26 protein-coding genes are annotated in these 24,747 nt (G+C 67.9%); 20 read left to right on the forward strand and 6 right to left on the reverse strand.

Annotated elements, in window-relative coordinates; all coding sequences use genetic code 11:
• Window positions 1-174 precede the first annotated feature (174 nt).
• The gene (locus GGQ80_RS14010; RefSeq protein ID WP_183985883.1) at window positions 175-1,779 is read left to right on the forward strand and encodes an MFS transporter; all 1,605 of its coding nucleotides are present in this window, start codon (window positions 175-177) and stop codon (window positions 1,777-1,779) included.
• A gap of 90 nt (window positions 1,780-1,869) precedes the next feature.
• Here the strand turns inward: GGQ80_RS14010 and ubiG are convergent, their stop codons facing one another.
• A complete protein-coding gene (ubiG, locus tag GGQ80_RS14015; protein ID WP_183985885.1) occupies window positions 1,870-2,634 on the reverse strand; it encodes a bifunctional 2-polyprenyl-6-hydroxyphenol methylase/3-demethylubiquinol 3-O-methyltransferase UbiG in 765 nt (254 codons plus the stop codon).
• A gap of 58 nt (window positions 2,635-2,692) precedes the next feature.
• Here ubiG and GGQ80_RS14020 point away from each other — a divergent pair, with 58 nt between their 5' ends.
• The 4 genes from GGQ80_RS14020 to GGQ80_RS18520 all read left to right on the forward strand — a co-directional run bounded on the left by GGQ80_RS14020 (window position 2,693) and on the right by GGQ80_RS18520 (window position 9,312).
• A complete protein-coding gene (locus GGQ80_RS14020; protein ID WP_183985887.1) occupies window positions 2,693-3,952 on the forward strand; it encodes an aspartate kinase in 1,260 nt (419 codons plus the stop codon).
• 299 nt (window positions 3,953-4,251) lie between these two features.
• A complete protein-coding gene (locus tag GGQ80_RS14025; RefSeq protein WP_183985889.1) occupies window positions 4,252-7,329 on the forward strand; it encodes a TonB-dependent receptor domain-containing protein in 3,078 nt (1,025 codons plus the stop codon).
• 127 nt (window positions 7,330-7,456) lie between these two features.
• Window positions 7,457-8,443 carry an NAD(P)H-dependent flavin oxidoreductase gene (locus GGQ80_RS14030; RefSeq protein ID WP_183986041.1) on the forward strand — a complete coding sequence of 329 codons (987 nt, stop codon included), beginning with the start codon at window positions 7,457-7,459 and terminating at the stop codon, window positions 8,441-8,443.
• 170 nt (window positions 8,444-8,613) lie between these two features.
• A complete protein-coding gene (locus GGQ80_RS18520) occupies window positions 8,614-9,312 on the forward strand; it encodes a PEPxxWA-CTERM sorting domain-containing protein (RefSeq protein ID WP_246347095.1) in 699 nt (232 codons plus the stop codon).
• A gap of 34 nt (window positions 9,313-9,346) precedes the next feature.
• Here GGQ80_RS18520 and GGQ80_RS14040 read toward each other — a convergent pair whose 3' ends face one another.
• Window positions 9,347-9,556, reverse strand: a complete 210-nt coding sequence (locus tag GGQ80_RS14040; protein ID WP_183985891.1) for a helix-turn-helix transcriptional regulator — start codon at window positions 9,554-9,556, stop codon at window positions 9,347-9,349.
• Complete coding sequence (locus GGQ80_RS14045; RefSeq protein WP_183985893.1) at window positions 9,553-9,972, reverse strand: hypothetical protein; 420 nt, start codon at window positions 9,970-9,972, stop codon at window positions 9,553-9,555. Before GGQ80_RS14045 ends, GGQ80_RS14040 begins: the two co-directional genes overlap by 4 nt.
• A 97-nt stretch (window positions 9,973-10,069) precedes the next feature.
• Here GGQ80_RS14045 and GGQ80_RS14050 point away from each other — a divergent pair, with 97 nt between their 5' ends.
• The 8 genes from GGQ80_RS14050 (at window position 10,070) to GGQ80_RS14085 (ending at window position 15,930) form a co-directional block, all read left to right on the forward strand.
• The gene (locus tag GGQ80_RS14050; protein ID WP_183985895.1) at window positions 10,070-10,531 is read left to right on the forward strand and encodes a YbgC/FadM family acyl-CoA thioesterase; all 462 of its coding nucleotides are present in this window, start codon (window positions 10,070-10,072) and stop codon (window positions 10,529-10,531) included.
• The gene (tolQ, locus tag GGQ80_RS14055; RefSeq protein WP_183985897.1) at window positions 10,528-11,220 is read left to right on the forward strand and encodes a protein TolQ; all 693 of its coding nucleotides are present in this window, start codon (window positions 10,528-10,530) and stop codon (window positions 11,218-11,220) included. Before GGQ80_RS14050 ends, tolQ begins: the two co-directional genes overlap by 4 nt.
• A 151-nt stretch (window positions 11,221-11,371) precedes the next feature.
• Window positions 11,372-11,809 carry a protein TolR gene (tolR, locus tag GGQ80_RS14060; protein WP_183985899.1) on the forward strand — a complete coding sequence of 146 codons (438 nt, stop codon included), beginning with the start codon at window positions 11,372-11,374 and terminating at the stop codon, window positions 11,807-11,809.
• The gene (locus GGQ80_RS14065) at window positions 11,809-12,750 is read left to right on the forward strand and encodes a cell envelope biogenesis protein TolA (RefSeq protein WP_183985901.1); all 942 of its coding nucleotides are present in this window, start codon (window positions 11,809-11,811) and stop codon (window positions 12,748-12,750) included. Before tolR ends, GGQ80_RS14065 begins: the two co-directional genes overlap by 1 nt.
• 23 nt (window positions 12,751-12,773) lie before the next feature.
• Window positions 12,774-14,159 carry a Tol-Pal system beta propeller repeat protein TolB gene (tolB, locus tag GGQ80_RS14070; RefSeq protein ID WP_183986046.1) on the forward strand — a complete coding sequence of 462 codons (1,386 nt, stop codon included), beginning with the start codon at window positions 12,774-12,776 and terminating at the stop codon, window positions 14,157-14,159.
• A 41-nt stretch (window positions 14,160-14,200) separates the two neighbouring features.
• On the forward strand, window positions 14,201-14,716 hold the full coding sequence (gene pal / locus GGQ80_RS14075) for a peptidoglycan-associated lipoprotein Pal (protein WP_183985903.1): 516 nt from the start codon (window positions 14,201-14,203) through the stop codon (window positions 14,714-14,716).
• A gap of 112 nt (window positions 14,717-14,828) precedes the next feature.
• The gene (locus tag GGQ80_RS14080) at window positions 14,829-15,722 is read left to right on the forward strand and encodes an SPFH domain-containing protein (protein ID WP_183985905.1); all 894 of its coding nucleotides are present in this window, start codon (window positions 14,829-14,831) and stop codon (window positions 15,720-15,722) included.
• A 4-nt stretch (window positions 15,723-15,726) separates the two neighbouring features.
• Window positions 15,727-15,930: a type II toxin-antitoxin system antitoxin gene (locus GGQ80_RS14085; protein WP_183985907.1), complete on the forward strand. Its 204-nt coding sequence runs from the start codon at window positions 15,727-15,729 to the stop codon at window positions 15,928-15,930.
• A 22-nt stretch (window positions 15,931-15,952) separates the two neighbouring features.
• Here the strand turns inward: GGQ80_RS14085 and GGQ80_RS14090 are convergent, their stop codons facing one another.
• Genes GGQ80_RS14090 through GGQ80_RS14100 form a run of 3 tightly spaced genes read right to left on the reverse strand, consistent with a single transcriptional unit; the run spans window position 15,953 to window position 18,898 of the window.
• Window positions 15,953-16,810, reverse strand: coding sequence for a S1/P1 nuclease (locus tag GGQ80_RS14090; RefSeq protein ID WP_183985909.1), 858 nt, complete (start codon window positions 16,808-16,810; stop codon window positions 15,953-15,955).
• 40 nt (window positions 16,811-16,850) lie between these two features.
• Entirely contained in the window at window positions 16,851-17,768 is a 918-nt protein-coding gene (locus tag GGQ80_RS14095) for an isoaspartyl peptidase/L-asparaginase family protein (RefSeq protein ID WP_183985911.1), read from the reverse strand.
• On the reverse strand, window positions 17,765-18,898 hold the full coding sequence (locus GGQ80_RS14100; RefSeq protein WP_183985913.1) for an acyltransferase family protein: 1,134 nt from the start codon (window positions 18,896-18,898) through the stop codon (window positions 17,765-17,767). The genes GGQ80_RS14095 and GGQ80_RS14100 overlap by 4 nt, the downstream gene beginning before the upstream one ends.
• A gap of 60 nt (window positions 18,899-18,958) precedes the next feature.
• On the opposite strand from GGQ80_RS14100, the gene ispG reads away from it, so the two are divergent.
• The 7 genes from ispG (at window position 18,959) to GGQ80_RS14135 (ending at window position 24,699) form a co-directional block, all read left to right on the forward strand.
• The gene (gene ispG / locus GGQ80_RS14105) at window positions 18,959-20,083 is read left to right on the forward strand and encodes a flavodoxin-dependent (E)-4-hydroxy-3-methylbut-2-enyl-diphosphate synthase (protein WP_183985915.1); all 1,125 of its coding nucleotides are present in this window, start codon (window positions 18,959-18,961) and stop codon (window positions 20,081-20,083) included.
• A 194-nt stretch (window positions 20,084-20,277) separates the two neighbouring features.
• On the forward strand, window positions 20,278-20,508 hold the full coding sequence (locus GGQ80_RS14110; RefSeq protein WP_183985917.1) for an AbrB/MazE/SpoVT family DNA-binding domain-containing protein: 231 nt from the start codon (window positions 20,278-20,280) through the stop codon (window positions 20,506-20,508).
• Window positions 20,505-20,885 (forward strand): type II toxin-antitoxin system VapC family toxin, encoded by a 381-nt coding sequence (locus tag GGQ80_RS14115; RefSeq protein WP_183985919.1) that lies wholly within the window; start codon window positions 20,505-20,507, stop codon window positions 20,883-20,885. The genes GGQ80_RS14110 and GGQ80_RS14115 overlap by 4 nt, the downstream gene beginning before the upstream one ends.
• Window positions 20,882-21,784: a DMT family transporter gene (locus tag GGQ80_RS14120; protein ID WP_281375453.1), complete on the forward strand. Its 903-nt coding sequence runs from the start codon at window positions 20,882-20,884 to the stop codon at window positions 21,782-21,784. The genes GGQ80_RS14115 and GGQ80_RS14120 overlap by 4 nt, the downstream gene beginning before the upstream one ends.
• Window positions 21,781-22,254, forward strand: a complete 474-nt coding sequence (locus GGQ80_RS14125; protein WP_183985921.1) for a GNAT family N-acetyltransferase — start codon at window positions 21,781-21,783, stop codon at window positions 22,252-22,254. Before GGQ80_RS14120 ends, GGQ80_RS14125 begins: the two co-directional genes overlap by 4 nt.
• 59 nt (window positions 22,255-22,313) lie before the next feature.
• Window positions 22,314-22,727: a glycine zipper 2TM domain-containing protein gene (locus GGQ80_RS14130; RefSeq protein ID WP_183985923.1), complete on the forward strand. Its 414-nt coding sequence runs from the start codon at window positions 22,314-22,316 to the stop codon at window positions 22,725-22,727.
• A 61-nt stretch (window positions 22,728-22,788) separates the two neighbouring features.
• Window positions 22,789-24,699: a S9 family peptidase gene (locus tag GGQ80_RS14135; protein ID WP_183985925.1), complete on the forward strand. Its 1,911-nt coding sequence runs from the start codon at window positions 22,789-22,791 to the stop codon at window positions 24,697-24,699.
• The last annotated feature ends 48 nt before the right edge of the window (window positions 24,700-24,747 follow it).

Here is a 24,747-nt window from a genome sequence, read left to right on the forward strand (position 1 = left end):
CCGACCGTCCTTCATGTCCGCTCCTGATTCAGCGTCGATAATCTACGCAATAAATCATAGACTTGTCCGATAATTGCAACCGCTAACCATCAAAATTCGCGACAAGCCTTTCAGTCCGCCCGCTATGCCTTGGATCGGCTTTGTCCTACATCGGCGAAAATCGGGGAGGGATGGATGACTGACGGCACGGCAGCGATCGAGCAGCATCAGCCGACGCGTGGCGAAATCCGCCTCGTGATCGGGGCGTCGGCGCTTGGCACCGTGTTCGAATGGTATGATTTCTTTATCTACGGCACCCTGGCGGCGAGCGGAATCATCGGCCGCACCTTCTTCCCCGCGGGCAACGAGGTCGTCCAGACGCTGCTCGCCTGGGCCGGTTTCGCGGTCGGGTTCGGCTTCCGCCCGCTTGGTGCGGTGCTGTTCGGCTATCTCGGCGATCGGCTGGGGCGCAAATACACCTTCCTCGTCACCATCACGCTGATGGGCATCGCGACCGCCGGCGTCGGTCTGATCCCGTCGGCGGCAACGATCGGCTGGCTGGCGCCCATGCTCGTCCTGCTGCTGCGGATCGCGCAGGGGCTGGCGCTGGGCGGCGAATATGGCGGTGCGGCGGTCTATGTCGCCGAGCATTCGCCGCCGGGGAAGGCGGGCTTCTACACCAGCTTCATCCAGGCGGGCGTCGTCGGCGGCTTCATCCTCAGCCTGGCGGTGGTGCTCGCGACGAAGGGCGTGCTGTCGGCGGAGACATGGACCGCCGGCGGCTGGCGCTTCCCCTTCCTGTTCTCGGTCGCGCTGCTCGCGGTGTCGCTGTGGATGCGGCTGAAGCTGTCGGAAAGCCCCGTCTTCATTCGCATGCGCGAAGAAGGCGAGCGCGCGCGCAACCCGCTGGTGGAAAGCTTCACTTATCCCGGCAACATCCGGCGCATGCTGGTCGCGCTGTTCGGCATCGCCGCGGGGCTGACGGTGATCTGGTACACCGCGATGTTCACGGTGCTGTCGTTCCTCCAGACGACGATGCGTGTCGAGGAGACAGCTGCGCAGCTGCTGACCGGGGCGGGGGCGCTGATGGGTGTCTTCTGGTTCGTGTTCTTCGGCAAACTGTCCGACCGGGTCGGCCGCAAGAAGCCGATCGTGATCGGCTATATCCTGACGCTGATCTTCCTGTTCCCGATCTTCTGGCTGATGGGTGCCGCCGCCAATCCGGAGCTGAGCCGCGCCGCGCGGGCAGCGCCCGTCGTCGTCTCGGGACCCGACTGTCGCTACGACCCGTTCGCGGCGAAGCAGGGCGAGCGTTGCGGCCAGCTGCTCGACTATTTCTCGAAGAAGGGCGTCGCCTACACCAAGCACAAGACCCCGGCCGTCGCGGTATCGATCGCCGGCGATCCGGTGACGGACGTGTCGCCGGCCGGGCTCGACGCCGCCCTGACGAAGGCTGGCTACAACCTCGACAAGGTGCGGCCGAGCTTGGGCAACGTGCTGCTGATTCTGTTCGCGATCCTGTGCATCGGCGCGTTGTCGGGCATTACCTACGGCCCCGTCGCGGCGTTGCTGAGCGAGCTGTTCCCGCCCGCGATCCGCTATTCGTCGCTGTCGATCCCCTATCATCTGGGTACCGGCTATTTCGGCGGCTTCCTGCCGTTCATCAGCCAGTATATCGTCGCGAAGACGGGCGATCCCTATTCGGGGCTGTGGTACACGATGGCGGTGACGCTGCTGGCGCTGGTCGTGACCGTGGTCGGCCTCAACGAGCGCGAGCTTAACCGGGCGGATCGGGCGTAGTCTTCGACGCCCCGCCCCACGTCCGTCATGCTGAACTCGTTTCAGCATCTCGGGCCGAGGGCGCATGCGGCGCGAGATCCTGAAACAAGTTCAGGATGACGGTTGGCCCCGAACCGCCGTCACGAAATAATCCAGCGCCGTCGACTGGCTCAGCGCGAACCCACGCGCCGGCGAAAAGCCCAGCCCCGACACGTCGGTCACCGTCAGCCCCGCCTCCTTCAGCAATGCGGTCAGCTCGTCGGGGGTCAGGAACCTGTGCCAGTCGTGCGTGCCGCGCGGAATCAGGCCGAAGCCTTCCGCGACGCCGATCATCGCCAGCCGCGACAGCGGCGTGCGGTTGGGGGTCGACATCACCAGTAGCCCGCCCGGCGCCAGCCGCGCCGCCAGCCCGGCGACGAAGCGCGTCGGGGCTGCGACATGCTCGATCACCTCCAGGCAGGTGACGAGGTCGAATTCCCCGTCGACCGCCTCGGCGCTGCCGGCGCGATAGTCGATATCCAGGCTCGCCTGCGCGGCATGGGCGGCGGCGACCGCGACATTCTCGGCCGCGGCGTCGACGCCGGTCACGTTCGCTCCCAGCCGCGCCAGCGGTTCCGCCAGCAGCCCGGCGCCGCAGCCGACATCGAGCGCGCGCTTGCCGGCGAGCGGCGTGAAGCTGGTGTCGTCGCCGTCCCAATGCCGGTCGATCGCCGCGCGGATATAGGCGAGCCGCGGCGGATTGAGCTTGTGCAGCATCGCCGACGATCCTTTCGGATCCCACCATTCCGCGGCCATCTTACCGAAATGATTGGCTTCCTTGGCGTCGATGCTGGCGTCGGGCGAATGGGGGGCGGGCAGGGTGCTTGTCAGGACCATGACCGCTTTCTATCAGGGCCGCCCTTTTCCCCCAAGCGAGGTCGACGCGGAAAAACGCATGGCGCGCATCGTGATGAAGTTCGGCGGCACGTCGATGGCCGGGATCGAGCGCATTCGCGCCGTCGCCGCTCGCGTGAAGCGCGAAGCGGATGCCGGCAACGAGGTGGCGGTCGTCGTCTCGGCGATGGCGGGCGAGACCGACCGGCTGGTCGGCTTCTGCCGCGAAGCGTCGGCGCTGTACGATCCGCGCGAATATGACGTGGTCGTCTCCGCCGGCGAGCAGATCACCAGCGGGCTGCTCGCGATCGCGCTCCAGGCGATCGGCGTGAACGCCCGCTCGTGGATGGGATGGCAGCTGCCGATCCACACCGACACCGCCTATGCCAAGGCGCGGATCGGCACGATCGATACCGTCGCGCTCGACCGCAGCCTGGCGGCGGGCGAGGTGGCGGTGATCCCCGGCTTCCAGGGGCTGTCGGGCGACGGCCGGGTGACGACGCTGGGCCGTGGCGGCTCGGACACCTCGGCGGTGGCGGTGGCGGCGGCGATGAAGGCCGATCGCTGCGACATCTACACCGACGTCGACGGCGTCTACACCACCGACCCGCGCATCGTGCCCAGGGCGCGGAAGCTCGCCAAGGTGACCTATGAAGAGATGCTGGAACTCGCCAGCGTCGGCGCCAAGGTGCTCCAGACCCGATCGGTCGGGCTGGCGATGAAGGAAAAGGTCCGCGTCCAGGTGCTGTCGTCCTTCACGGGCGAGGACGCGCCGATGGCGGACACGCTGCCCGGTACGATGATCGTGGGCGAAGAGGAGATCGACGACGTGGAACGCCAGCTCATCACCGGCATCGCGCACGACAAGAACGAAGCGAAGATCACGCTGACCGGGGTGTCGGACCGGCCGGGTTCGGTCGCCGCGATCTTCGAGCCGCTGGCGACCGCGAACATCAACGTCGACATGATCATCCAGAACATCGCGCATGGTTCGGGATCGACCGACGTCACCTTCACCGTGCCCGCCGCGGATCTGGCGCGGTCGATCGAGACGCTCAACCAGGCGCGTGACGCGATCGGTTTCGGCGAGCTGATCCACGATACCCGCGTCGCCAAGGTCAGCGTCGTCGGCGTCGGCATGCGCAGCCACGCGGGCGTGGCCTCGGCGATGTTCACGACGCTCGGCCAGCGCGGGATCAATATCCAGGCCATCTCGACCAGCGAGATCAAGGTCAGCGTCCTCATTCACGAGGACGAGACCGAACTGGCGGTTCGCGTGCTCCACACCGCCTACGGCCTGGACGCCTCGGAAGCGGCTTAAGCTATCAATCCTCCCCGTTCGCGGGGAGGGGACCGCCAGTCGTAGGCTGGTGGTGGAGGGGGCTCTCCTCCCGCCCCACCGCCTGCCGCAACCCCCCTCCACCACCCGGCTTTGCCGGGCGGTCCCTCTCCCCGTGCCGGGGAGGACTTGCAGTCGCCTGCCAAACTTCCTCACCGTGTCGTTTCTGCAACACGACCGGAAAATGCGTCACTATTCGGTCAGCCATGTTGACCATGAACGCCACCCATCCCTAACCGCCGCGTTCTTGATTTCGGACTTTTCGGTTCAGGGACAATAACATGATCTACATCAGCCGTCGCCCGCGGGCGCTGACGAGCGTCAGCGCCCTTGCCCTTTCGTTGGTCGCGATCCCCGCCGCCGCGCAGACCGCCGAACAGGCTGCCAATCCGCCCGGCCAGACCGTTCAGACCAGCGGCGAACCGCAGACCTCGTCGGCCGAGGCGCAGGGCCCCGACCAGGCGACCGGCACCGACATCGTCGTCACCGGTTCGCGCATCGCGCGTCCCGAATTCGAGACGCTGCAGCCCACCCAGGTGATCGGCGCGACCCAGATCGCGAACCGCGGCTACACCAACGTCGGCCAGGCGCTGCAGGAAATCCCCGCCTTCGGTCCTCCGGGCAACAGCGGCGTCGGCGGCCAGTCGTCGTTCGGCCCGTCGCAGACGTTCGTCGACTTCTTCGGCCTGGGCAGCCAGCGCACGCTGGTGCTGGTCAACGGTCGCCGCTTCGTGTCGTCGAACACCGCGAGCATCTTCGGCCCCGTCGCCGCCGGTACGCAGGTCGACCTCAACAACATCCCGACCACGCTGATCGACCGGGTCGAAACCGTCGCGATCGGCGGCGCGCCGATCTATGGTTCGGATGCGATCGCGGGCACCGTCAACATCATCCTGAAGCGCAACTACGAAGGGCTTCAGATCCAGGGCCAGACCGGCGTTTCGGAGCAGGGTGATGCGCCCGACTATCGGATCAGCATCCTTGCCGGCAAGAACTTCGCTGGCGGCCGCGGCAACATCACCATCTCGGGCGAATACAACAAGGTCACCGGCCTGACCGCCGGCGACCGCGAGATCACGCGCCAAGGCAACTTCTTCGGCACCCCGCCGGCGGCGGCCAATTCGCAGTTCCAGCGCCTGCTCTACCCGGCGCAGCGCTACAGCGCGTTCACGATCGGCGGCGTGCCGTTCAACGACGACGACTTCTCGGTCCAGCGCGCCGGCATCAAGAACCCGAACGCGCCTGGCCAGTATCTCCAGTTCGGCCCGAACGGCACGCTCGTGCCGCTCGACCTCGGCACCGTGCTGCGCCAGGGCTATATCTCGAGCGGCGGCAATGGCTTCGATCTGCCGGCGCAGTCGAACTTGCTGACCAATTCCGAGCGCTATCTCGCGAGCGTCCAGGCAAGCTTCCAGCTGACCGACAACATCCGCGTGTTCGGTGAGGGCTGGTACGTCCACAGCAAGGGCGTCAACCTGATCGACCAGCCCAACTACAACACCGGGCTGTTCGATGCGGCGGGCACCGCCGACGGCAACATCATCGTCAGCCTGAACAACCCGTATCTGTCGGCCGCCGACCGGGCGACGATCGCGGCGCAGCTGCCGGCCGGGCAGAACCAGTTCTACCTGGGTCGTGCGCTCGCCGATCTGACGACGGGCCGCGCCGAGGCGACGGTCGAGACGTATCGCTTCGTCGGCGGTTTCGACGGCTCGTTCGGCGCGCTGGGTCGTGAGTTCAAGTGGGAGGCGACCGCCGTCTACGGTCGTTCGCAGACCGATGGCCGCAACTTCGAGCTGGTCCAGCAGAACTTCCAGAATGCGATCAACCCGGTCCGCGACGCGTCGGGCAACATCACCTGCGCGCCGGGCGCCGTCAGCGCGTCGATCCCGACGATCAACCCGACCTGCGCCCCGCTCAACATCCTGGGCAGCAACCAGGCGAGCCAGGCCGCGCGCGATTATATCTTTGCGATCGCGACCCCGCGCTCGGTCAACGAGCAGCTCGTGTTCAACGCCAACGTCAACGGACCGGTCTTCACGCTGTTCGGCAACGACGTCAGCGTCTCGGCGGGCTATGAGCATCGCGAAGAGAAGACGCGCTTCGATCCGGGCGCCTATTACTTTGGCGAGCCGCAGGCGGATGGCACGCGCCAGCAGTATGGCCGCTCGATCCCGATCGATCCGGTCCGCGGCAAGTTCCACACCAACGAGGTGTTCGGCGAGCTCGTCATCCCGTTCGTGTCGGACAAGAACGGCCTCAGCTGGCTGCACACGGTCGAGTTCGACGGCGCCGCGCGCTACGTCGACAACTCGCTGTCGGGCGGCGCGCTGACGTGGACCGCGGGCGGTCGCATCGGCTTCATCCCCGACATCACCTTCCGCGGCAACTTCACCCGCTCGATCCGCTCGCCTGCGATCACCGAGGTGTTCAACCCGACCTCGCGTGCGTTCGACGTCGGCAGCGATCCCTGCGACACCCGCTATGTCGGCAACGGCCCGAATCCAGCCACCCGCGCGGCGAACTGCCGTGCCGCCGGCATCAACACCGCCGACTTCACGTCGAACTTCAGCGACTTCACCATCCCCGTCACGATCGCCGGCAACTCGGCGCTGCGTAACGAGGTGGCGGACAGCTGGACGGTCGGTGCGATCATCCAGCCGCGCTTCGCGCGCAGCTTCTCGCTGGCGGTGGACTGGGTGAACATCAAGCTGAAGGACGCGATCACCTCGCTCGACGGCACCTCGATCCTCAACGCCTGCTATGACTCGCCGGGTTATCCGAACCAGTTCTGCAGCTCGTTCGATCGCGGCGCCGATGGCCAGATCACGACCATCCGCGAAGGCTATTTCAACGCGGCGAGCTATGAGGTTCGCGGCCTGACCGTCACCGCCGCCTATCGCCTGCCGCTGTCGCGGATCGGCCTCGGCGACAATGCCGGCGCGCTCGGCCTGTCGGGTAACTATTTCTACCGCGATCGCCTGCAGACCCAGGTCGGCACCGGCGACATCAACTATGATGCGGGCGAAATCGGCTATCCGCGCCATTCGGGCACCGCAAACCTGACCTACGACAGCCAGGTCTTCAACCTGCTGTTCCAGGGCCGCTACATCGGCAAGAGCCGCTACGACCTGAACGAAGCGCCCAACGCGCGCAACATTCCGGGCGTCGGCGACTGGTGGGTGTTCAACACGACGCTGGGGATCAAGGCGGCCGACAACTTCGACCTGCGCTTCATCGTCGACAACGTGTTCAATGCCAAGCCGCCGTACCCGGTCCCCGCCGGCGGCGGCACGACGACCTACTTCTCGGGTATCCTGGGTCGTTACTTCCGCGTGTCGGCGACGGCCCGCTTCTGATGAACGCTTCGGGGACCAGCGCTTGCGCGGCGCTGGTTCCTCGCGATAGGCGGTGGGGATGACAGACAGCATCGCCACCGCCACGCCGCCCTCCACCGACATCGGCCATGACCGCCTTCGCCGCGCGATGGCCCGCGGCGCCGCGTTCCTGGGCAGCGACCATGCGATCATGGCCGGCGCGATGTCGTGGGTGTCGGAACGCAACCTCGTCGCCGCCATGTCGAATGCGGGCGGCTTCGGCGTCATCGCCTGCGGGGCGATGACCCCCGAGCTGCTCGATAGCGAGATCGCCGCGACCAAGGCGCTCACCGACAAGCCGTTCGGCGTCAACCTCATCACCATGCACCCCGCGCTCGACGCGCTGATCGAGGTATGCGGCCGCCACGGCGTCGGCCATGTCGTGCTCGCCGGCGGCCTGCCGCCCAAGGGCTCGCTCGAGGCGATCAAGGCGGGCGGGGCGAAGGTCATCTGCTTTGCGCCGACGCTCGCGCTCGCCAAGAAGCTGATCCGCTCGGGCGTCGACGCGCTCGTCATCGAGGGCATGGAGGCGGGCGGCCACATCGGTCCGGTGTCGACGAGCGTGCTGGCGCAGGAAATGCTGCCGACGATCGCGGCCGACGTGCCGGTGTTCGTCGCCGGCGGCATCGGCCGCGGCGAGGCGGTCGCGGGCTATCTCGAAATGGGCGCGGCCGGCGTCCAGCTCGGCACCCGCTTCGTCTGTGCGACCGAATCGATCGCGCATCCCAACTTCAAGAAGGCGTTCATCCGCGCGTCGGCGCGCGACGCCGTCGCCTCGGTTCAGATCGATCCGCGACTGCCGGTCATCCCCGTCCGCGCGCTTAAGAACGCCGGTCAGGACGCTTTCGCCACCAAGCAGCGCGAGGTGGCGCAGAAGCTCGACGACACCGCGCTGGCGCTGGCCGAGGCGCAGTTGGAGATCGAGCACTACTGGGCCGGCGCGCTGCGCCGCGCGGTGATCGACGGCGACGTCGAGCATGGCAGCGTCATGGCCGGCCAGTCGGTCGGCATGGTCACGCGCGAGGAGCCGGTGGCGACGATCATCGAGTCGCTGATGGACGAGGCGGCGTCGGCACTGGAGCGCCGGGCAGGCTGATCGTCTCGCTTTCGGACGACCTTGAACATGGATTAACGGGCTGGTGCAACGGTGTTTCGTGAAGGGACACCGACACCGAACCCGGCCGTACGCCGGCGATGCCCCATCGGCTACTAACTCCCTCAGCAGACGGCGAAAACACAGGCGCCGTCAATCAAAGGGGGAACCTAATGAAGACCTTCACGACGGCAGTCGCCGCCGCCGCCATGTTCGCCGCCGTCGCGCCGGCATCGGCCGCGACGATCAACTTCACCACCGGCAGCCTGCCGACCTGGACCGGAGGCGGCGTGACCGTGACGGTTGCGGGTCGCACGATCCTGAGCACCGGCACCACCACCGTGACGGCGGCTAATTCGACCGTCTACGATTCGACGGTCCAGAAGTGGGATCAGGGCCTCGGCGTCAGCAATGGTTGGTTCGATGCCGCCGGCACGACCGAGCACACCACCGACAATCGTTCGGGCTACGACTATATCCGCCTCGACTTCGACAAGGCGGTGTCGCTGACCGGCATGACGCTCAATGCGTTCGCGCTGCCTGGCAATAACGGCGCACTCGACAAGGATGCCTGGGTGAGCTTCAGCAACACCGGCAGCTTCGCCGACGCGCTGGCCAACCAAAAGGCCTACACGTCGAATGCCGGCGCCGACGGGGTGTTTCCGTCGTTCGCCAACACCTTCTCGAAGACCTGGGTGATCGGCGCGGCGCTGACCCCGCAGGAGCGCAACGACGCGTTCAAGCTGGCGGGCATCAGCTTCAACGTCGCCGCCGTGCCAGAGCCCGCGACGTGGGCGATGATGCTGGTTGGCTTCGGCCTGGTCGGCGGCGCGCTGCGTCGTCGCGGCATCGGCAAGCTCGCTTCGGCGTAACCACCTGGATCCTCCCCCTGTCGTGGGGGGAGGATCAGTTCGTTTCGATCGCGAACAGCGCCTCGACCGGGCGCTCCAGCGCCGCCGCCAGTTTCAGCGCGAGCAGCGTCGATGGCACGAATACGCCGTTCTCGACGGTATTGATCGTCTTGCGGCTGACGCCGACCCGCTCCGCCAACGCCGCCTGGGTCAGCCCCAGCCGCTCGCGTTCCTCCTTCAGCCTGTTGGTCAACGTCTCGCTCATCGCGCGGCGCGCAGCTCGAGCGTGGCGAAGGTGACCATCGCGGAAAACAGCGCTGCCGTCGCGACCAGCCGGGCGATGTCGTAGGCGCTCAGGCCGCCGTCATGTGCCAGCGGTGCCAGCGCCAGGGCGACGACCAGGCTGCACCAGAAGCCCGCGACGCAGCTCGTCCGGCGATGGTCGCGCACCACTTCGTCGTCGAGCAGCCGGTGCAGCGGCCCCTTCAACCGCAACAGTCGCCGCCACGGCACCAGCGTGCAGGCGCACACCAGTGCGACCCCCAGCCAGAATCCGTCGACGAAGTCGGTGCGCAAGGCCACGCCTGCGAGTTCCGCCGCCAGCACCGCTCCCGCCAGCACGAACAGCATCATCGCCCACTTCCGGCTGAACGCTTCGGCTTGGTCTATCGTGTTCTGCATCATGCCCTCCATGTAACCCTTAGGTGACATGTAACCCATAGGTGACGTGTGTCAACGGGTTCCGTAACGGCGCGGATTGGGTTAACGGCCCCCCGTGATGACCGACGCCGGCATCGATGAGCCCACCGCAGGCCGGATCGAGGGACGCGAGCACCTGTTGCCGGTGCGCGTGTATTTCGAGGACACCGACCTGTCGGGTATCGTCTACCACGCCAATTATCTGCGCTTCATGGAGCGTGGGCGCTCGGCGATGCTTCGCCTGGCGGGTGTTGACCAGCGTGCCGCGCACGACGCGGGCGAGGGCGCCTATGCGGTGTCGGAAATTGCGATCAGGTACCGCGCGCCCGCGCGGCTCGACGATGCGCTGGTCGTCGCGACCCGGCTGATTCAGGTCAGGGCGGCCAGCGTCGTCATTCATCAAACAGTCAGGCGCGGCACGGTTGTGCTGGCACAAGCGGATGTGGTCGCGGCATGGCTCGCGCCCGACGGCCGTCCACGCCGCCAGCCACGCGCCTGGCTCGGTATCTACCAACGCCTCGTCTGGCAGGGGGACGAATGAATCCGGTGTTCAATATGGATGCGGCGACGCTGTCGCCGGTCGCGCTGTTCCTCCAGGCCGACATCGTCGTGAAGATCGTGATGGGCGGCCTGCTGCTCGCCAGCGTGTGGACCTGGGCGCTGATCTTCGCCTTCTGGCGGCGGCTGGGGAAGACGCGGCGCGAGATGCGCCGCTTCGAAAACGACTTCTGGAAGGCTGAGGATATCGACGCCTTCTACAAGCGCGAGGGCGATGCCGCACTGCCGTCTGCCCGCGTGTTCGCGGCGGGGGTGCGCGAGTGGCGCCGCTCGACCGCCGGCGGCACGATCGACAAGGACGGCACGCGCGAGCGGCTGGCGACGACGATGGCGGCGGCCAGTGCGGAAGAAGTCGACACGCTGTCCGACAAGCTCAACATCCTGGCGACGGTCGGCTCGGTCGCGCCGTTCGTCGGGCTGTTCGGTACCGTCTGGGGAATCATGCGCAGCTTCACCGGCATCGCCGCGGCGCAGAATTCGAGCCTCGCGGTCGTGGCGCCGGGCATCGCCGAGGCGCTGTTCGCGACCGCGATCGGCCTGTTCGCCGCGATCCCCGCGGTGATCGCGTACAACCGCTTCAGCCACGGCGTGAACCGGATCGAGGCGGCACTGAACCGCTTCGCCGACGGCTTCCATACCACACTCAGCCGCCAGCTGGATTCATCGCGGTGAGCTGGACCGTCTCAAACCTCCCCGGAACGGGGAGGGGGACCAGCCGCAGGCTGGTGGAGGGGCAGCCAAGCAGTGCTGTCCCCCGTATCTGCCCCTCCACCACCGGCTGCGCCGGCGGTCCCCCTCCCCGTGCCGGGGAGGTATAAGGGCCATGGCCATGAACCTCCCCTCGCAGCGCGGGCGGGGCCGCAAGGCGCCGATGGCGGACATCAACGTCACGCCCCTGGTCGACGTCATGCTGGTGCTGCTGATCATCTTCATGGTCACCGCGCCGCTGCTGACCGCCGGCGTGCCGGTGAACCTGCCCGACAGCCGCGCGAAGGCGCTCGACCAGGAGCAGAAGCCGGTGCAGCTCTCGCTCGACGGCGAGGGCCGGATCTTCCTCGACGATGACGAGATCGCCGAGGCGAACCTCGCCGCGAAGCTCGAGCAGATCGCCGCGGTGCAGGCGGGCGGCCAGCCGCCGCAGGTGTTCCTGCGCGCCGACCGCGGTCTGGATTACGGCCGGGTGATGCGCGTGATGGGCGAGCTCAACCGCGCGGGGCTGAACCGCGTCGCGCTGGTGACGGTGGAGGGTGGCAACCGGTGATGGACCGGGCAGAGAAGACCGGGCTTGGACTGGCGGTCGCGGGGCACGTCGTGCTCTTCGGCCTGCTGTCGGTCGGCTTTCTCGCGACCCCCAATCCCGTGAAGCTCAAGCAGCAGCCGATGGACGTCAGCCTGGTCAAGGACGTCGGGCTGGAGGCGACCGCGCCGCAGTCGGTCACCCCACCGGCCCAGTCGATCGCGCCGGAGCAAGGCGAGCCGGAGGATGCCGCGCCGCCCGCCGCCGAGCCGCTGCCCCGGGTCGAGCCCGAGCCGCGCCCGGCACCGCCCCCGCCCGAACCCACGCCGCCACAGCCGGCTGTCCGGCAGAAGCCTGCGCCCGCCCCCAAGCCGGCGCCGGTCCCGCCCAAGCCGCAGCCCAAGCCGCCCGCCGCCGCCAAGCCGTCGCCGCCCAAGCCTGAGGCGCAGCCGCGCCAGACCGCCGCCGCGGCCGCCGCTCGCTCGCGTGCGCTCGATGCGGCGATGAAGGGGATCGGCGAGAGTGCGGAGGCGAAGACGGCAAAGCCGCGCGGATCGCGGCTCGGCAACGATTTCCTGAAGGGCCTGTCGAGCGAGCCGAGCAAGAGCACCTCGACCGTCGCGCGCGCTGCCAAGATCGACGGCAAGGCGATGGCGTCGATCATCCAGGCGATCGCCCGCCAGATCCAGCCGTGCGCCGATCGCCAGGTCAATCCGGGACCCGGCGCGAACCAGATCGTGACCACGCTGAACCTGCGGCTCAACGAGGACGGCACGCTGGCCGCGACGCCGCGGATGGTGCGCCAGACCGGGGTCGACGACGACAACGGCCGCTACGCGCAGCGCGTCGTCGACCTGGGCGTGGCGGCGTTCAAGGGCTGCTCGCCGCTGAAGCTGCCGGCCGAATATTATTCGACGCCGTCGGGTGGGTGGAACAACATCAATTTCCAGTGGAAGCTGAAGTGACGTGCAGGTCCACGCCGACGGCCATGATTGCGAGACGGAGAGCTAGCGTGAGATATTTCGGTCGACTTCTTGCCGCCGCCGCGACGCTGGTCGCGATCCCGGCGCTCGCCCAGCAGCAGCCCGCGCCCGCCCCGGGGCAGCAGCCGGCACCGCTCGAGGTGTCGGTCACGGGCGGCGTCTCGGAACCGATGCCGATCGCGATCCCGCCGATGCCGACGGCGGCGGTCGTCCAGACCCCGGCGGGCTCGACCGATGCGCTCGGCCGCCAGCTGTCGGACATCGTCGCCAACGACCTCAAGGGATCGGGCCTGTTCACCCCCTTGTCGCCCGGCCGGTTGCGGGCGGTGGCCTTCCCCGAGGTGCAGGCGCCCGCCTTCGACTTTTGGGGCGGCACCGGCGCGCAGGCGCTGGTCCAGGGCTTCGTCCGCGCCAACGGCGACGGCACGCTGACGGTCGGCTGCTATCTGTTCGACGTCTCGTCGCGCATCGAACTGACGCGGCAGGGCTTCGTCGTGCCGCCGTCCGACTGGCGCCGCGCGGGGCACAAGTGCGCCGACATGGTCTATACCCGGCTGACCGGCGAGGGGCCGTATTTCGACAGCCGTATCGTCTACGTCAGCGAGACGGGGCCGAAGGCGAAGCGGATCAAGCGGCTCGCGATCATGGACCAGGACGGCGCCAACCACCGCTTCCTGACCAACGGCCAATCGATCGTGCTGACCCCGCGCTTCGCCCCCAACCAGCAGTCGATCGTGTACATGAGCTATGTCGGCAAGGTGCCGGCGATCTATGTCTACGACATCGGCTCGGGCCGGCAGCGGCTGGTGGCGCAGAACGTCGCGACCACCTTCGCGCCGCGCTTCTCGCCCGATGGCCGCTATATCCTGTTCTCGATGGCGACGGGCGGCAACACCGACATCTATCGCGTGTCGAGCCAGGGCGGCGCGCCGCAGCGACTGACGACATCACCCGGGATCGACACCGGCGGCAGCTATTCGCCCGACGGGTCGAAGATCGTGTTCGAAAGCGACCGCTCGGGCGGGCAGCAGCTCTATGTCATGAACGCCGATGGTTCGAACCAGCAGCGGATCAGCTTCGGCGGCGGGCGCTATGCGACGCCGGTGTGGAGTCCGCGCGGCGACCTGATCGCCTTCACCAAGCTCGGCGGCCAGTTCCGCATCGGCGTGATGAACGCCGGCGGCGGGGGGGAGAAGATCCTGACCAACGGCTGGCAGGACGAGGGGCCGAGCTGGTCGCCCAACGGCCGCGTCATCACCTTCTTCCGCTCCGGCCAGGGCGGCAGCGGCAAGGCCGATCTGTGGATGGTCGACCTGACCGGGCAGGTGGAAAACCGGATCAAGACGCCGCTCGATGGGTCCGACCCCGCTTGGGGGCCGTTGCGTCCGTAGGACTTTTCGACACGTCACGCATTACGATGGGAGATACGATGATGACGAAGTTCACCACGCTGCTCGCAGCGACCGCGCTGGTTGCGATCGCCGGTTGCGCCAAGAAGCCGCCGGCGCAGCTGCCGCCCGCACCGTCGCAGACCGGTGACACCGGCGCGGGCACGCAGACAGGCCAGGCCAACGATCAGATGACGCCCGGCTCCGACGCCGACTTCCGCCGCTCGGTGACGTCGAACACGGTCAACTTCGGCGTCGACCAGTTCGACATCGATCCGACCGCGCGCGCGATCCTCGACAGCCAGGCGGCGTGGCTAGCCCGCTATCCCAACGTCCGCGCGACGATCGAGGGGCATTGCGACGAGCGCGGCACGCGCGAGTACAACCTGGCGCTCGGCGACAAGCGCGCCAATTCGGCCAAGAACTATCTGGTGGCCAAGGGCATCAGCCCGGCGCGGCTGACGACGATCAGCTACGGCAAGGAGCGCCCCGTCGCGCTCGGCAGCGATGAGTCGAGCTATGCGCAGAACCGCCGCGCAGTGACCGTCGTCCTCAACTGATCCGGTCGGGCCCCGCCGTTCCCATGAAGCGGCGGGGCCGATCCAGCGGATTTCGCTTGGCGTCCCAAGAATCCCGATATAAATGTGATATCACATTAAAGGGGGACTCGGGATGGAACAGGGTAATCTCACTCGCTCGGCGGAGCGTCGCGCGGCGACGTTCAGTGGCTATCCGGTACTGTTGATCGGGCTGGCGCTGCTGCTCGTCGGCGGATTTTGCGTGTTCAGCCTGGCCAGCGAGGCGTGGCCGCCGATCCTGGCGATCCTCCCCATCCTCTGCGCGGTGGGCGTCGTGTTCTGCGCCGCCGGTTTCTACATGCTCCAGCCGAACCAGGCCGCGGCGATCACGCTGTTCGGCAGCTACAGCGGCACCGATCGTGCGTCGGGCCTGCGCTGGGTGGTGCCGTGGATGATGCGAACCAAGGTGTCGGTCCGCGCCAACAACGTCATTTCGGAGCGGATCAAGGTCAACGACCTGCGCGGCAACCCGATCGAGATGGCGGCGCAGGTGGTGTGGCGCGTCGTCGATACCGCCCAGGCGTTGTTCGACGTCGACGATTACAAGGCGTTCGTGAACGTCCAAATCGAGGCGGCGGTGCGGACGATCGGCTCGCGCTATCCCTATGACGACTACGAGCATCAGGAGGTGACGCTGCGCGGCAATCACGACCAGGTCGGCAGCGAACTGCGCGGCGAGCTGATCGCGCGGCTGGTGGTCGCCGGGATCAGCGTCGACGAATGCGGCTTCACTCACCTCGCTTATGCGCAGGAGATCGCCGGGGCGATGCTGCGCCGCCAGCAGGCGCAGGCGGTCGTCGCCGCGCGCACGACGCTGGTCGAGGGTGCGGTCGGCATGGTCGAGCTGGCGCTCGACCAGCTGTCGGCGAAGAACGTCGTCGAGCTGGACGACGAGCGGCGCGCGGCGATGGTGTCTAACCTGATGGTCGTGCTCTGCGGCGAGCGCGACACCCAGCCCGTCGTCAACGCCGGCTCGCTCTACCAGTAAGCGCATGGCCGACGCTCCGACCAAGAAGGCGTTCGCGCTGCGCCTCGATCCTGCGCTCTACGCGGCGATCGAGCGCGCCGCGGCGGGCGACCTCAGGAGCATCAATGCCGAGGTCGAGTGCCTGCTGCGCGAGGCGCTGGCCCGGCGGGGCGTAAAGCTGCAGGAGCCGACCCCGCCGCGGCGGGGCAGACCGCCGAAGGAAGGCTGAGCTCGCCGACGGTATGAGGGGGTTAGCCCAGTGCCGAGTCCAGCAACTTCGCCAACCGCAGCCCGCCCTCGGTCACCTCGCGTCGCAGCACCGGCACCATCTTCTCGACCGCGGCATCGCTCATCGTCACCCGCGCCGGTTTCGTCGCGCAGGGGTCGCCGCCATAGGCCGCTGCATACGCCTGGTGTGCCGCCTGCCAGCTCTCGCGGCTCCAGTCGGTCACGGTGCCGGCCGCCAGCCGGCGCCGCTCGGCGGCGGGATAGCGGCGGACGAGCGGCGGCGGGGTCGAGATCGCGCGCTCCGCCAGCAGGCCGTCCCAGATCGAGTGCAGGTTCATCTTCGCGGGCGCATAGATGCCGTAATCCGCCTTCGCATCGTTACCGCCGCGATCGCTCTTGTCGCCGGCATGGAGCGGCTGGTGCAGGTCGCCGACGAAATGGACGAGGAAGGCGAGCGCCATCACCCGCTCCTTCGCAGGCGCGCGCCTGTCGGCCAGGATGCCGCGCTGGCGGTCGATCTGCGCCGAGACGCAGTTGCCGTCCTTGCACGCCGACGTCAGGTCGAAGGGCTGGCAGATGCTGACGTTCTGATAGTGCCAGCTGTACGCATAGCCGAAGCGCGACTTGCCCTCGGCGTCCTTCAGCGGCTTGACGCAGTCGGGCCAGACGCTCGCCTCCTCGATCGTTTTCGCCGGGCATTCGGGCGTGTCGAGCAGTGCCTGTTGCGCCAGCAGCCGGCGGATCGCGGTGCGCGTCGCCGGCTTGACGTTGGCCATCGCAATGCTGGCGACCGTCTCGTGGCCATATTCCCAATAGGCGTTGGCGGGGGCGGCGATGGCCAGCGCGATCAGCGCGGCGAGGAACAGGCGCAAGCGACTCATGCGCTCGCGCCTACTCTCGCCGGCGCGGACTTCCAATGGGTTAGGCGGGCTCGGCGAACAGTTCGACCTCGCACAGCCCGTCGCTGGTGGCGCGGGCGCGATGCATGCCGGGGGTGGAGAAGCGCCACTGCGGCGTGCCGTCGGCGCCGACCGCGATGATCCCGCCGGTGCCGCCGAGGGCGGTGACCTCGCCTAGGACGGCGGCGACGGCGCCCTCGAGCGGCTCACCGAGATGGCGGATGCGCGCGGCGATGGCGTGGCCGACGCCGACGCGAACGAAGAACTCCCCCGCACCGGTGCAAGACACCGCGCAGGCGCCGTCCTGCGCCCAGGTGCCCGCGCCGATCAGCGGCGAATCGCCGATCCGCCCCCAGCGCTTGCCGGTGACGCCGCCGGTCGATGTGGCGGCAGCGAGATGGCCCGCAGTATCGAGCGCAACGGCGCCGACGGTGCCGTATTTCATGTCGACGTCGAATGCGTCGCCGCCCGCGGCGCGCAGTTCGGCAAGTTGCGAAATGCGCTCGGGGGTGGCGAACCAGCCGTTGTCGATCGTCTCGACCCCGTTCGCCTCGGCAAACGCATCGGCGCCCTCGCCGGCGAGCATGACGTGCGGGCTCCGCTCCATCACCGCGCGCGCCAGTGCGATCGGATGGCGCGCACGGGTGGTGCCGGCGACCGCCCCCGCGTCGCGCGTCGCGCCGTCCATGATCGCGGCGTCGAGCTCGGCCACGCCGTCATAGCTGAGCGCGGCACCGCGGCCGGCATTGAAGTGCGGATCGTCCTCCAGCACCTCGATCGCCGCCTGGACCGCGTCGATCGCCGCGCCGCCGTTCGCCAGGATCGCAGTGCCGGCATCGAGCGCGCGTGCGAGCGCCTCGCGGATCGCCTGCTCCTTGCCGCCGACGACCTTGGGCGTGATCCGTCCGGCGCCGCCGTGAATGACGAGGGTCCAGGTCATGCGATCTTCCTTGATGATGGTCGGCGCAGCCCGATCAGCGGGCGCAGCGGGCCGATGCGACGGCCGATGAGGTAGAAGGCGAGGCAGCCGGCGACGGTCGCGGCGACGAGGATCAGCGACTCCACCAGGATCGACAGGCCGAGCCCCATCAGCGCGAAGGCGGTGACGACGATGATCGTCTGGTGGATCAGGTAGAAGGGGAACACCGCCTCGGTCAGCATCGGGCGGATCGCCGCGTCGCGATTCCAGTGGACCTCGGCGACGCCGATCAGCGCGATGATCGCACCCCACTGCTCCATCGCATGGGCGATGCCGTACGCCGGCGTCCAGTCGCCGATATAGGGGACCCAGCCGAGCTGAACCGTCGCCACCCAGCCGTAGCCGAAGCCGGCGAGCACGGCGGCGAGCCGGTGCCAGCGCACGATCGCCGCCATGATCGCCTCCGACCGGGCGAGGCCGAAGCCGAACAGGAAGGCGGGCAGATATTCGAGATGCGCCATCGGATCGTCGACCAGCGAATGCGTCTCCGCCGCCATCGGATACCACCAGCTGTGGATCGCGCCGTACCACAGGAAGGGGACGAGCAGCACCAGCGGTCCGGCGAAGGCGTGGTTGAAGACGTGCTGCCAGCGCAACGGCCGCAGCAGCACCACCGACAGCGCCAGCACCGCGGTGTACAGCCACAGGTAACCGACGAACCACAGGTGATTCCAGCCAGGCAGGCTAACTCCGGCAAGCGTGCGAAACGAGAACCAGTCGCGCAGCCAGAAACCGACATAGCCGCCGCGATAGCCGTGCTGCGTCACCAGCTCGACCCACGCCTGCGGCGGCACGATCACCGCAATGCCGAAGGCGAGGGGGATCAGCAGCCGCCGCGTCCGATCGGCAATGAACGCGCCCAGCCCGTGCGCCCGGCCGAGCAAGGCGCGCGTGGCGTAGCCCGACACGACGAACAGCAGCGTCAGGCGCCACGCATTCGCGGCCAGCATCGGCAGCATCGCGGTGTTGCTGGCGACGTGCTGGGACTTGGCGTGATAGCTCCAGGGGGCGAACACCATGGCGACATGATAGAGGATCAGGATCGCGAAAGCGCCGATCCGCAACCAATCCATGCCATAATGTCGCTGCATCTCGATCAGCCTTGGCGGTCCTGTCTTTGAACCGCAACCGCCAAGCTGTATATGGGGGCCATGTCCATCAGACCGTGGCGCGATATCGTGCGCCGTCCGAGCCGCCAGATCATGGTCGGCAACGTTCCCGTCGGCGGCGATGCCCCCGTCACCGTGCAGACGATGACGAACACGCCGACCAGCGATCCGCGCGCGACGATCGACCAGATCCGCCGCTGTGAGGAGGCGGGCGCCGACATCATCCGCGTATCCTGCCCCGACGTCGAATCGACGGCGGCGCTGAAGCAGATCGTCCGTGCGTCGCGCGTGCCGATCGTCGCGGACATCCATTTCCACTACAAGCGCGCGCTCGAGGCGGCGGATGCGGGCGCGGCGTGCCTGCGCATCAATCCCGGCAACATCGGCTCGGCCGAACGCGTGAACGAGGTCGTCAACGCCGCCAAGGCGAACGGATGCGCGATCCGCATCGGCGTCAACGCGGGTAGCCTGGAGAAGGACCTGCTCGAAAAATATGGCGAGCCCTGCCCCGAGGCGCTGGTCGAAAGCGCGCTCGATCACATCAAGCTGCTGCAGGATCGCGACTTCCACGAATTCAAGGTCGCGGTGAAGGCGTCCGACGTCTTCCTGGCGGTCGCGGCGTATCAGCAGCTCGCCGAAGCGGTCGACTGCCCGCTCCATCTCGGCATTACCGAGGCGGGCGGTTTCGTCGGCGGCACCGTGAAGTCGGCGATCGGCATCGGCAACCTCCTGTGGTTCGGCATCGGCGACACGCTGCGCGTCTCGCTGTCGGCCGAGCCCGAGGAGGAAGTGCGCGTCGGCTTCGAGATCCTGAAGGCGCTCGGCATCCGCAACCGCGGCGTTCGCGTCGTATCGTGCCCGTCGTGCGCGCGCCAGGGCTTCGACGTGATCCGCACCGTCCAGGCGCTGGAAGAGCGGCTGACCCACATCCGCACGCCGATGAGCCTGTCGGTGCTCGGCTGCGTCGTCAACGGCCCCGGCGAAGCGCGCGAGACCGACATCGGCATCACCGGCGGCGGCAACGGCAAGCACATGGTCTATCTGTCGGGCGTGACCGACCACCACGTCCAGGACGCGGACATGATCGACCACATCATCCGCCTGGTCGAGGCCAAGGCCGCCGAGATCGAAGCGGCGAACGAACAGCCGGCCGTCGCGGCGGAGTAGCGGTGTTCAATCCTCCCCCGACAGGGGGAGGTGTCAGCGAAGCTGACGGAGAGGGCGGTAAGCGACCAGGTCCAGACGGGCTTCCGCCCCCTCCGTCGCCTGCGGCGCCACCTCCCCCTGGCGGGGGAGGATCGGTAGGACCTGTTGGCACCTGTCAGGTACCGTGGTAGGACCCGGGTAGTGGAGGTGGCCTCATGACCTATCATGCCAAGGTGATCGCCGGCGGCAAGATCGTTATCCCCGCCGACTTGCGCCGCGAATTCGGGATAAAGGACGGCGACTCGGTCGTGCTGGAAGGCGGCAAGGACGGTATCCGCCTTCGTCGTGAAGATGCCGATGCCGCGTTGCAGCGGGTACGCGACGCGTTCGACGGGTACAGCGTCGACCAGTTTCTGCGCGAACGGCGCGCGGATTGGGGGGAATGAGGCAGGTCATCGACGCATCGGTCGTGCTTGCGTGGCTACTTGCCGAACGCGGCGGCGAGGCGATCGAGGCCGATGGTGGACCCTATTGCTTGTCCAGCGTCAACCTGGCCGAAGTTCTGACGAAGAGCGTCGATCGCGGCCTTGCCGTCGGCGAGGTGATGCGGCTGATGAAGCGCCTGCCGATCGAGCATCACGACTATGCCCGCGACGACGCAGCCTTATCGGCCGAGCTTCGGACGGCAACGCGCGTGCATGGCCTGTCGCTCGGTGATCGTGCGTGTCTGGCGCTCGGCGAGAGGCTGCAACTGCGCGTGCTGACGGCCGATGCTGCCTGGGCGGCCTTCGACCTCGGCATCGACGTTCACCTGATCCGTTGACCCGTTCCGCCCCCGTCAGCTCGCTTCGCGCCTTTCTCGTCGCCTGCACGGGGATTGCGATCTTCTGCTGCATGGACGCGATCATGAAGGGGCTGGGGCTCGCGATCGGTGCCTATTCGGCACTGTTGTGGCGTAGCGTCGCGGGCGTCGGCTTTACTGGCGCGGCGTGGGCACTCACCCGCCCGCACTGGCCGTCGGCGGCGCTGCTGCGCCTGCATCTGGGGCGCGGGGTCGTGGTGGCAGGCATGGCGAGCCTGTGGTTCTATGCCATCACCGTCGTGCCGCTGGCGGAGGCGATCGCGATCTCGTTCGTTGCGCCGCTCGCCGCGATGTTCCTCGCCGGCCTGTTTCTCGGCGAACGCGTCGGCGCGCCTGCGGTGGCCGGGGCAGTGCTCGCCCTCGCCGGGGTCGGGGTGATCATCGTTCGCAAGCTCGGCCAGCCGCATGGCCCCGACGCGGTGATCGGCATCGCCGCGGTGCTCGGCTCGGCGATACTCTATGCGGCCAATCTCGTTCTCCAGCGCCATCAGGCGCAGCGCGCCGGGCCGCAGGAGATCGCGTTCTTCCAGACGCTGACGGTGCTCGCCTGCCTCGCGCTGTTCGCGCCCTGGTCGGCGCGGATGCCGGAGCCCGGGCATTGGCCGCTGATCGTTGCGGCGGCGCTGTTCGCGACCGTATCGCTGCTGCTTCTGTCCTGGGCCTATGCCCGGGCCGAGGCGCAGGTACTGGTCCCCACCGAATACACCGGCTTCATCTGGCTTTCGATCCTCGGCTGGCTGTTCTTCGGTGAAGCGCTGAGCTGGGCGACGCTGGCGGGCGCGGTGCTGATCGTCGGCGGTTGCCTGATCGCGCTGCGTCCGGCACGCCGCCCGCCCACCCCGCAGGAGGCCATGCTGTGACGATCCGCCCCGCCACCCGAGACGACGTCGCGACGATCCTGCGCTTCGTGCGCGAGCTCGCAGCGTATGAGCGCGAGCCAGATGCGGTCGAGGCTACCGAAGACATGCTGGCGGCCGCATTGTTCGGCGATCGTCCGGCGGCGGAGGCGGCGATCGCCGAGATCGACGGCGAGGCGGCGGGCTTCGCGCTCTTCTTTCACAATTTCTCGACCTGGACGGGCAAGCCCGGGCTTTACCTCGAGGACCTGTACGTCACGCCGGCCGCACGGGGCAGCGGCGTGGGGCGCGCCCTGCTCGCCTATCTTGCCCGACTGGCGATCGATCGCGACTGCGCACGGTTCGAATGGTCGGTGCTCGACTGGAACGCGCCCGCGATCGGCTTCTATCGCAAGCTCGGCGCTGTCGGGATGGAGGAATGGACGGTCCAGCGGCTGACGGGCGACGCACTCGTCAAGCTTGCGGAAAGTTGACGCAACTCAACGGGCTGCTCGCGCATTGCAGGGTTGATCGTAATCAACAGGAGGATGCGATGCGTACGATGGTTCTCGGCCTAGTGGCCGCTTCGACGATGCTCGCCGGATGCATGGGCAGTGGCTCGGACAGCGACCCACGTTATCGCACCTACGCCAACTACGACTATGATCGTGTCGACCCGGCCTACAACGGCTATTATGCCGATCGCTACTACGTCGACAATCGCCGCTACCGCGAGCGTCGCCTGGCGGCGAACGAGCGTGTCTATCGCGGCGAGAACGGCCGTTATTATTGTCGCCGCCCCGATGGCACCACTGGCCTGATCGTCGGCGGCGCGGCCGGTGGTCTGCTCGGCAATGCCATCGCGCCGGGTGGTTCGGGCCTGCTCGGTACCCTGCTTGGTGCCGCCGGTGGCGCGCTGGCCGGTCGCGAGATCGACCGCAGCAACAGCAGCGTGCGCTGCCGCTAAACCGCGGATTGCGTAGCGGCGACGGGTGGTTACACACAGGGTCTTCGATACGGAGACCCCGATGCGCCACTTGCTCGCCGCCACGTTCCTGCTCACCGCCAGCCCTGCCGCAGCTCAGGCGATCCACGGCTATGGCTCGCTGGCGATCGCGCCGAAGGGAGACCGGGTCGCCGCGGTCGAGACGAGCGGCCAGCCGCATGGCGTGATTACCGTTCGGCGCGTGGCGGATGGCAAGGTGATCGAGACGATCGATCCGTGCGCCGCGTGCGGCTATTCCGGCTTGACCTTCGCCCCCGACGGTGGCCTCGCCTTCCTGTCGCGCGAGCCGGGCAAGCCGGGCGTCACGTTGTCGTTCGCGAAGGCCGGGCAGACACGCACCGTCGCCAGCATCGCCGGTATCGCGCAGACCCCACGCGTCTCGCCCGACGGCAAGCGCATCGCGCTGCTCGTCACGCTGGGCGCGACGAAGGAATCGGGCGCGGTGCAGGCCGGCGCGCGCCAGATCGGCGAGATCGGCGAGAAGAGCGACGAGCAGAGGCTGGGGATCTTCGACCTGGCCGGCACCGTCACCGCCGATGCGGTCAAGCCGCTGTCGCCAGAGGGGCGCTACATCTACGAATATGACTGGGCACCCGATGGTCGCACGCTGGTGGCGACGACGGCGCTGGGCAACGGCGACAACAATTGGTGGGTGGCGACGCTCGACGCGATCGATGCTGAGAGCGGCGCGGTGCGCCAGATCGCGAAGCCCGCGACCCAGCTCAACCATCCGCGCGTCTCGCCCGATGGCGCGACGGTCGCCTATATCGGCGGGCTGATGAGCGATTTCGGCGCGATCGGCGGCGACGTCTTCACCGTGCCGCTGGCGGGCGGCAGCCCGCGCAACCTGACCGCGGGCGACAAGCGCACGATCACCTCGCTCGCCTGGACGCGCGGCGGCCTGCGCACCGTGGCACTGGCCGGCGACAAGAGCGAAATCGCGCGGATGATGCAGGGCGGCCGCCAGGCGGTGACGTTCAGCCGCCCGGTGTCGACCTCGGCAGGCGACGGTCGCGCGGTCTACAGCGCCGATGGCGAGACGGCGGCGATGGTGGTTCAGGACTTCGAGCATGCCCCGGCCATCTATGCGGGCAAGCTGGGCAAGCTGCGGGCGATCACGCATGACAACGACCGCGTCGCGCCGATCGTCGCGGCGCGCAGCATCACGTGGAAGAGTGACGGCTACGACGTCCAGGGCTGGCTACTCGCCCCCCGCGGGGCGGCGGGTGGCAAGGCGCCCATGATCGTCAACGTCCATGGTGGCCCGTCGTCGGCCTCCGTCCCCGGCTTCCTGACCGCCGGAAACTTCATCGGCGATCTGCTGAACGCGGGCTATTACGTCTTCTATCCCAACCCGCGCGGCAGCTTTGGCCAGGGCGAGGCGTTCACCGCCGCCAACAAGCGCGACTTCGGCGGCGGCGACCTGCGCGATATCCTAGCGGGCGTCGATGCGGTGGTGAAGACGGCGCCGGTCGACAACGACCGGCTTGGCCTGATGGGCGGCAGCTATGGCGGGTTCATGGCGATGTGGACCAACACCCAGACCAACCGGTTCAAGGGCATCATCGCCGGCGCCGGCCTGTCGAATTGGATCAGCTATTACGGCACCAACGGCATCGACCAGTGGATGCTGCCGTTCTTCGGCAAGACGATGTACGACGATCCCAAGGCGTATGAGGACGTCTCGGCGATCTATCGAATCAAGTCGGCGAAGACCCCGACCTTCATCTACGTCGGCGAGCGCGACATCGAGGTGCCGCCGACCCAGTCGATCGAATATTGGCACGCGCTGAAGGACCTGGGCGTGCCGGTCAGCCTGGTGATCTATCCCGACGAGGGCCACGGCATCCGCGATCCCGACCATATGGCAGACCTGCGCAAGCGGAGCCTGGCCTGGTTCGACCGCTATGTGAAGGGCGGGGCGGCGCAATAGCGTTCTGCCCCAAATCCGTCATGCCGAACTCGTTTCGGCATTTCCCTG

This window comes from Sphingomonas jinjuensis (assembly GCF_014197105.1).
GTDB classification, from domain to species: Bacteria; Pseudomonadota; Alphaproteobacteria; order Sphingomonadales; family Sphingomonadaceae; genus Sphingomonas; species Sphingomonas jinjuensis.

What these genes read in the sequence shown, in the direction of transcription:
- GGQ80_RS14020 (WP_183985887.1), top strand. Translation starts at nt 2,693, where the DNA reads ATGGCGCGCATCGTGATGAAGTTCGGCGGCACGTCGATGGCCGGGATC.
- tolQ (WP_183985897.1), top strand. Translation starts at nt 10,528, where the DNA reads ATGAATCCGGTGTTCAATATGGATGCGGCGACGCTGTCGCCGGTCGCG.
- GGQ80_RS14085 (WP_183985907.1), top strand. Translation starts at nt 15,727, where the DNA reads ATGGCCGACGCTCCGACCAAGAAGGCGTTCGCGCTGCGCCTCGATCCT.
- tolR (WP_183985899.1), top strand. Translation starts at nt 11,372, where the DNA reads ATGGCCATGAACCTCCCCTCGCAGCGCGGGCGGGGCCGCAAGGCGCCG.
- GGQ80_RS14135 (WP_183985925.1), top strand. Translation starts at nt 22,789, where the DNA reads ATGCGCCACTTGCTCGCCGCCACGTTCCTGCTCACCGCCAGCCCTGCC.
- GGQ80_RS14010 (WP_183985883.1), top strand. Translation starts at nt 175, where the DNA reads ATGACTGACGGCACGGCAGCGATCGAGCAGCATCAGCCGACGCGTGGC.
- pal (WP_183985903.1), top strand. Translation starts at nt 14,201, where the DNA reads ATGACGAAGTTCACCACGCTGCTCGCAGCGACCGCGCTGGTTGCGATC.
- ubiG (WP_183985885.1), bottom strand. Translation starts at nt 2,634, where the DNA reads ATGGTCCTGACAAGCACCCTGCCCGCCCCCCATTCGCCCGACGCCAGC.
- GGQ80_RS18520 (WP_246347095.1), top strand. Translation starts at nt 8,614, where the DNA reads ATGAAGACCTTCACGACGGCAGTCGCCGCCGCCGCCATGTTCGCCGCC.
- GGQ80_RS14100 (WP_183985913.1), bottom strand. Translation starts at nt 18,898, where the DNA reads ATGCAGCGACATTATGGCATGGATTGGTTGCGGATCGGCGCTTTCGCG.
- GGQ80_RS14025 (WP_183985889.1), top strand. Translation starts at nt 4,252, where the DNA reads ATGATCTACATCAGCCGTCGCCCGCGGGCGCTGACGAGCGTCAGCGCC.
- tolB (WP_183986046.1), top strand. Translation starts at nt 12,774, where the DNA reads ATGATTGCGAGACGGAGAGCTAGCGTGAGATATTTCGGTCGACTTCTT.
- GGQ80_RS14095 (WP_183985911.1), bottom strand. Translation starts at nt 17,768, where the DNA reads ATGACCTGGACCCTCGTCATTCACGGCGGCGCCGGACGGATCACGCCC.
- GGQ80_RS14030 (WP_183986041.1), top strand. Translation starts at nt 7,457, where the DNA reads ATGGCCCGCGGCGCCGCGTTCCTGGGCAGCGACCATGCGATCATGGCC.
- GGQ80_RS14045 (WP_183985893.1), bottom strand. Translation starts at nt 9,972, where the DNA reads ATGCAGAACACGATAGACCAAGCCGAAGCGTTCAGCCGGAAGTGGGCG.
- GGQ80_RS14080 (WP_183985905.1), top strand. Translation starts at nt 14,829, where the DNA reads ATGGAACAGGGTAATCTCACTCGCTCGGCGGAGCGTCGCGCGGCGACG.
- ispG (WP_183985915.1), top strand. Translation starts at nt 18,959, where the DNA reads ATGTCCATCAGACCGTGGCGCGATATCGTGCGCCGTCCGAGCCGCCAG.
- GGQ80_RS14065 (WP_183985901.1), top strand. Translation starts at nt 11,809, where the DNA reads ATGGACCGGGCAGAGAAGACCGGGCTTGGACTGGCGGTCGCGGGGCAC.
- GGQ80_RS14040 (WP_183985891.1), bottom strand. Translation starts at nt 9,556, where the DNA reads ATGAGCGAGACGTTGACCAACAGGCTGAAGGAGGAACGCGAGCGGCTG.
- GGQ80_RS14110 (WP_183985917.1), top strand. Translation starts at nt 20,278, where the DNA reads ATGACCTATCATGCCAAGGTGATCGCCGGCGGCAAGATCGTTATCCCC.
- GGQ80_RS14090 (WP_183985909.1), bottom strand. Translation starts at nt 16,810, where the DNA reads ATGAGTCGCTTGCGCCTGTTCCTCGCCGCGCTGATCGCGCTGGCCATC.
- GGQ80_RS14050 (WP_183985895.1), top strand. Translation starts at nt 10,070, where the DNA reads ATGACCGACGCCGGCATCGATGAGCCCACCGCAGGCCGGATCGAGGGA.
- GGQ80_RS14115 (WP_183985919.1), top strand. Translation starts at nt 20,505, where the DNA reads ATGAGGCAGGTCATCGACGCATCGGTCGTGCTTGCGTGGCTACTTGCC.
- GGQ80_RS14130 (WP_183985923.1), top strand. Translation starts at nt 22,314, where the DNA reads ATGCGTACGATGGTTCTCGGCCTAGTGGCCGCTTCGACGATGCTCGCC.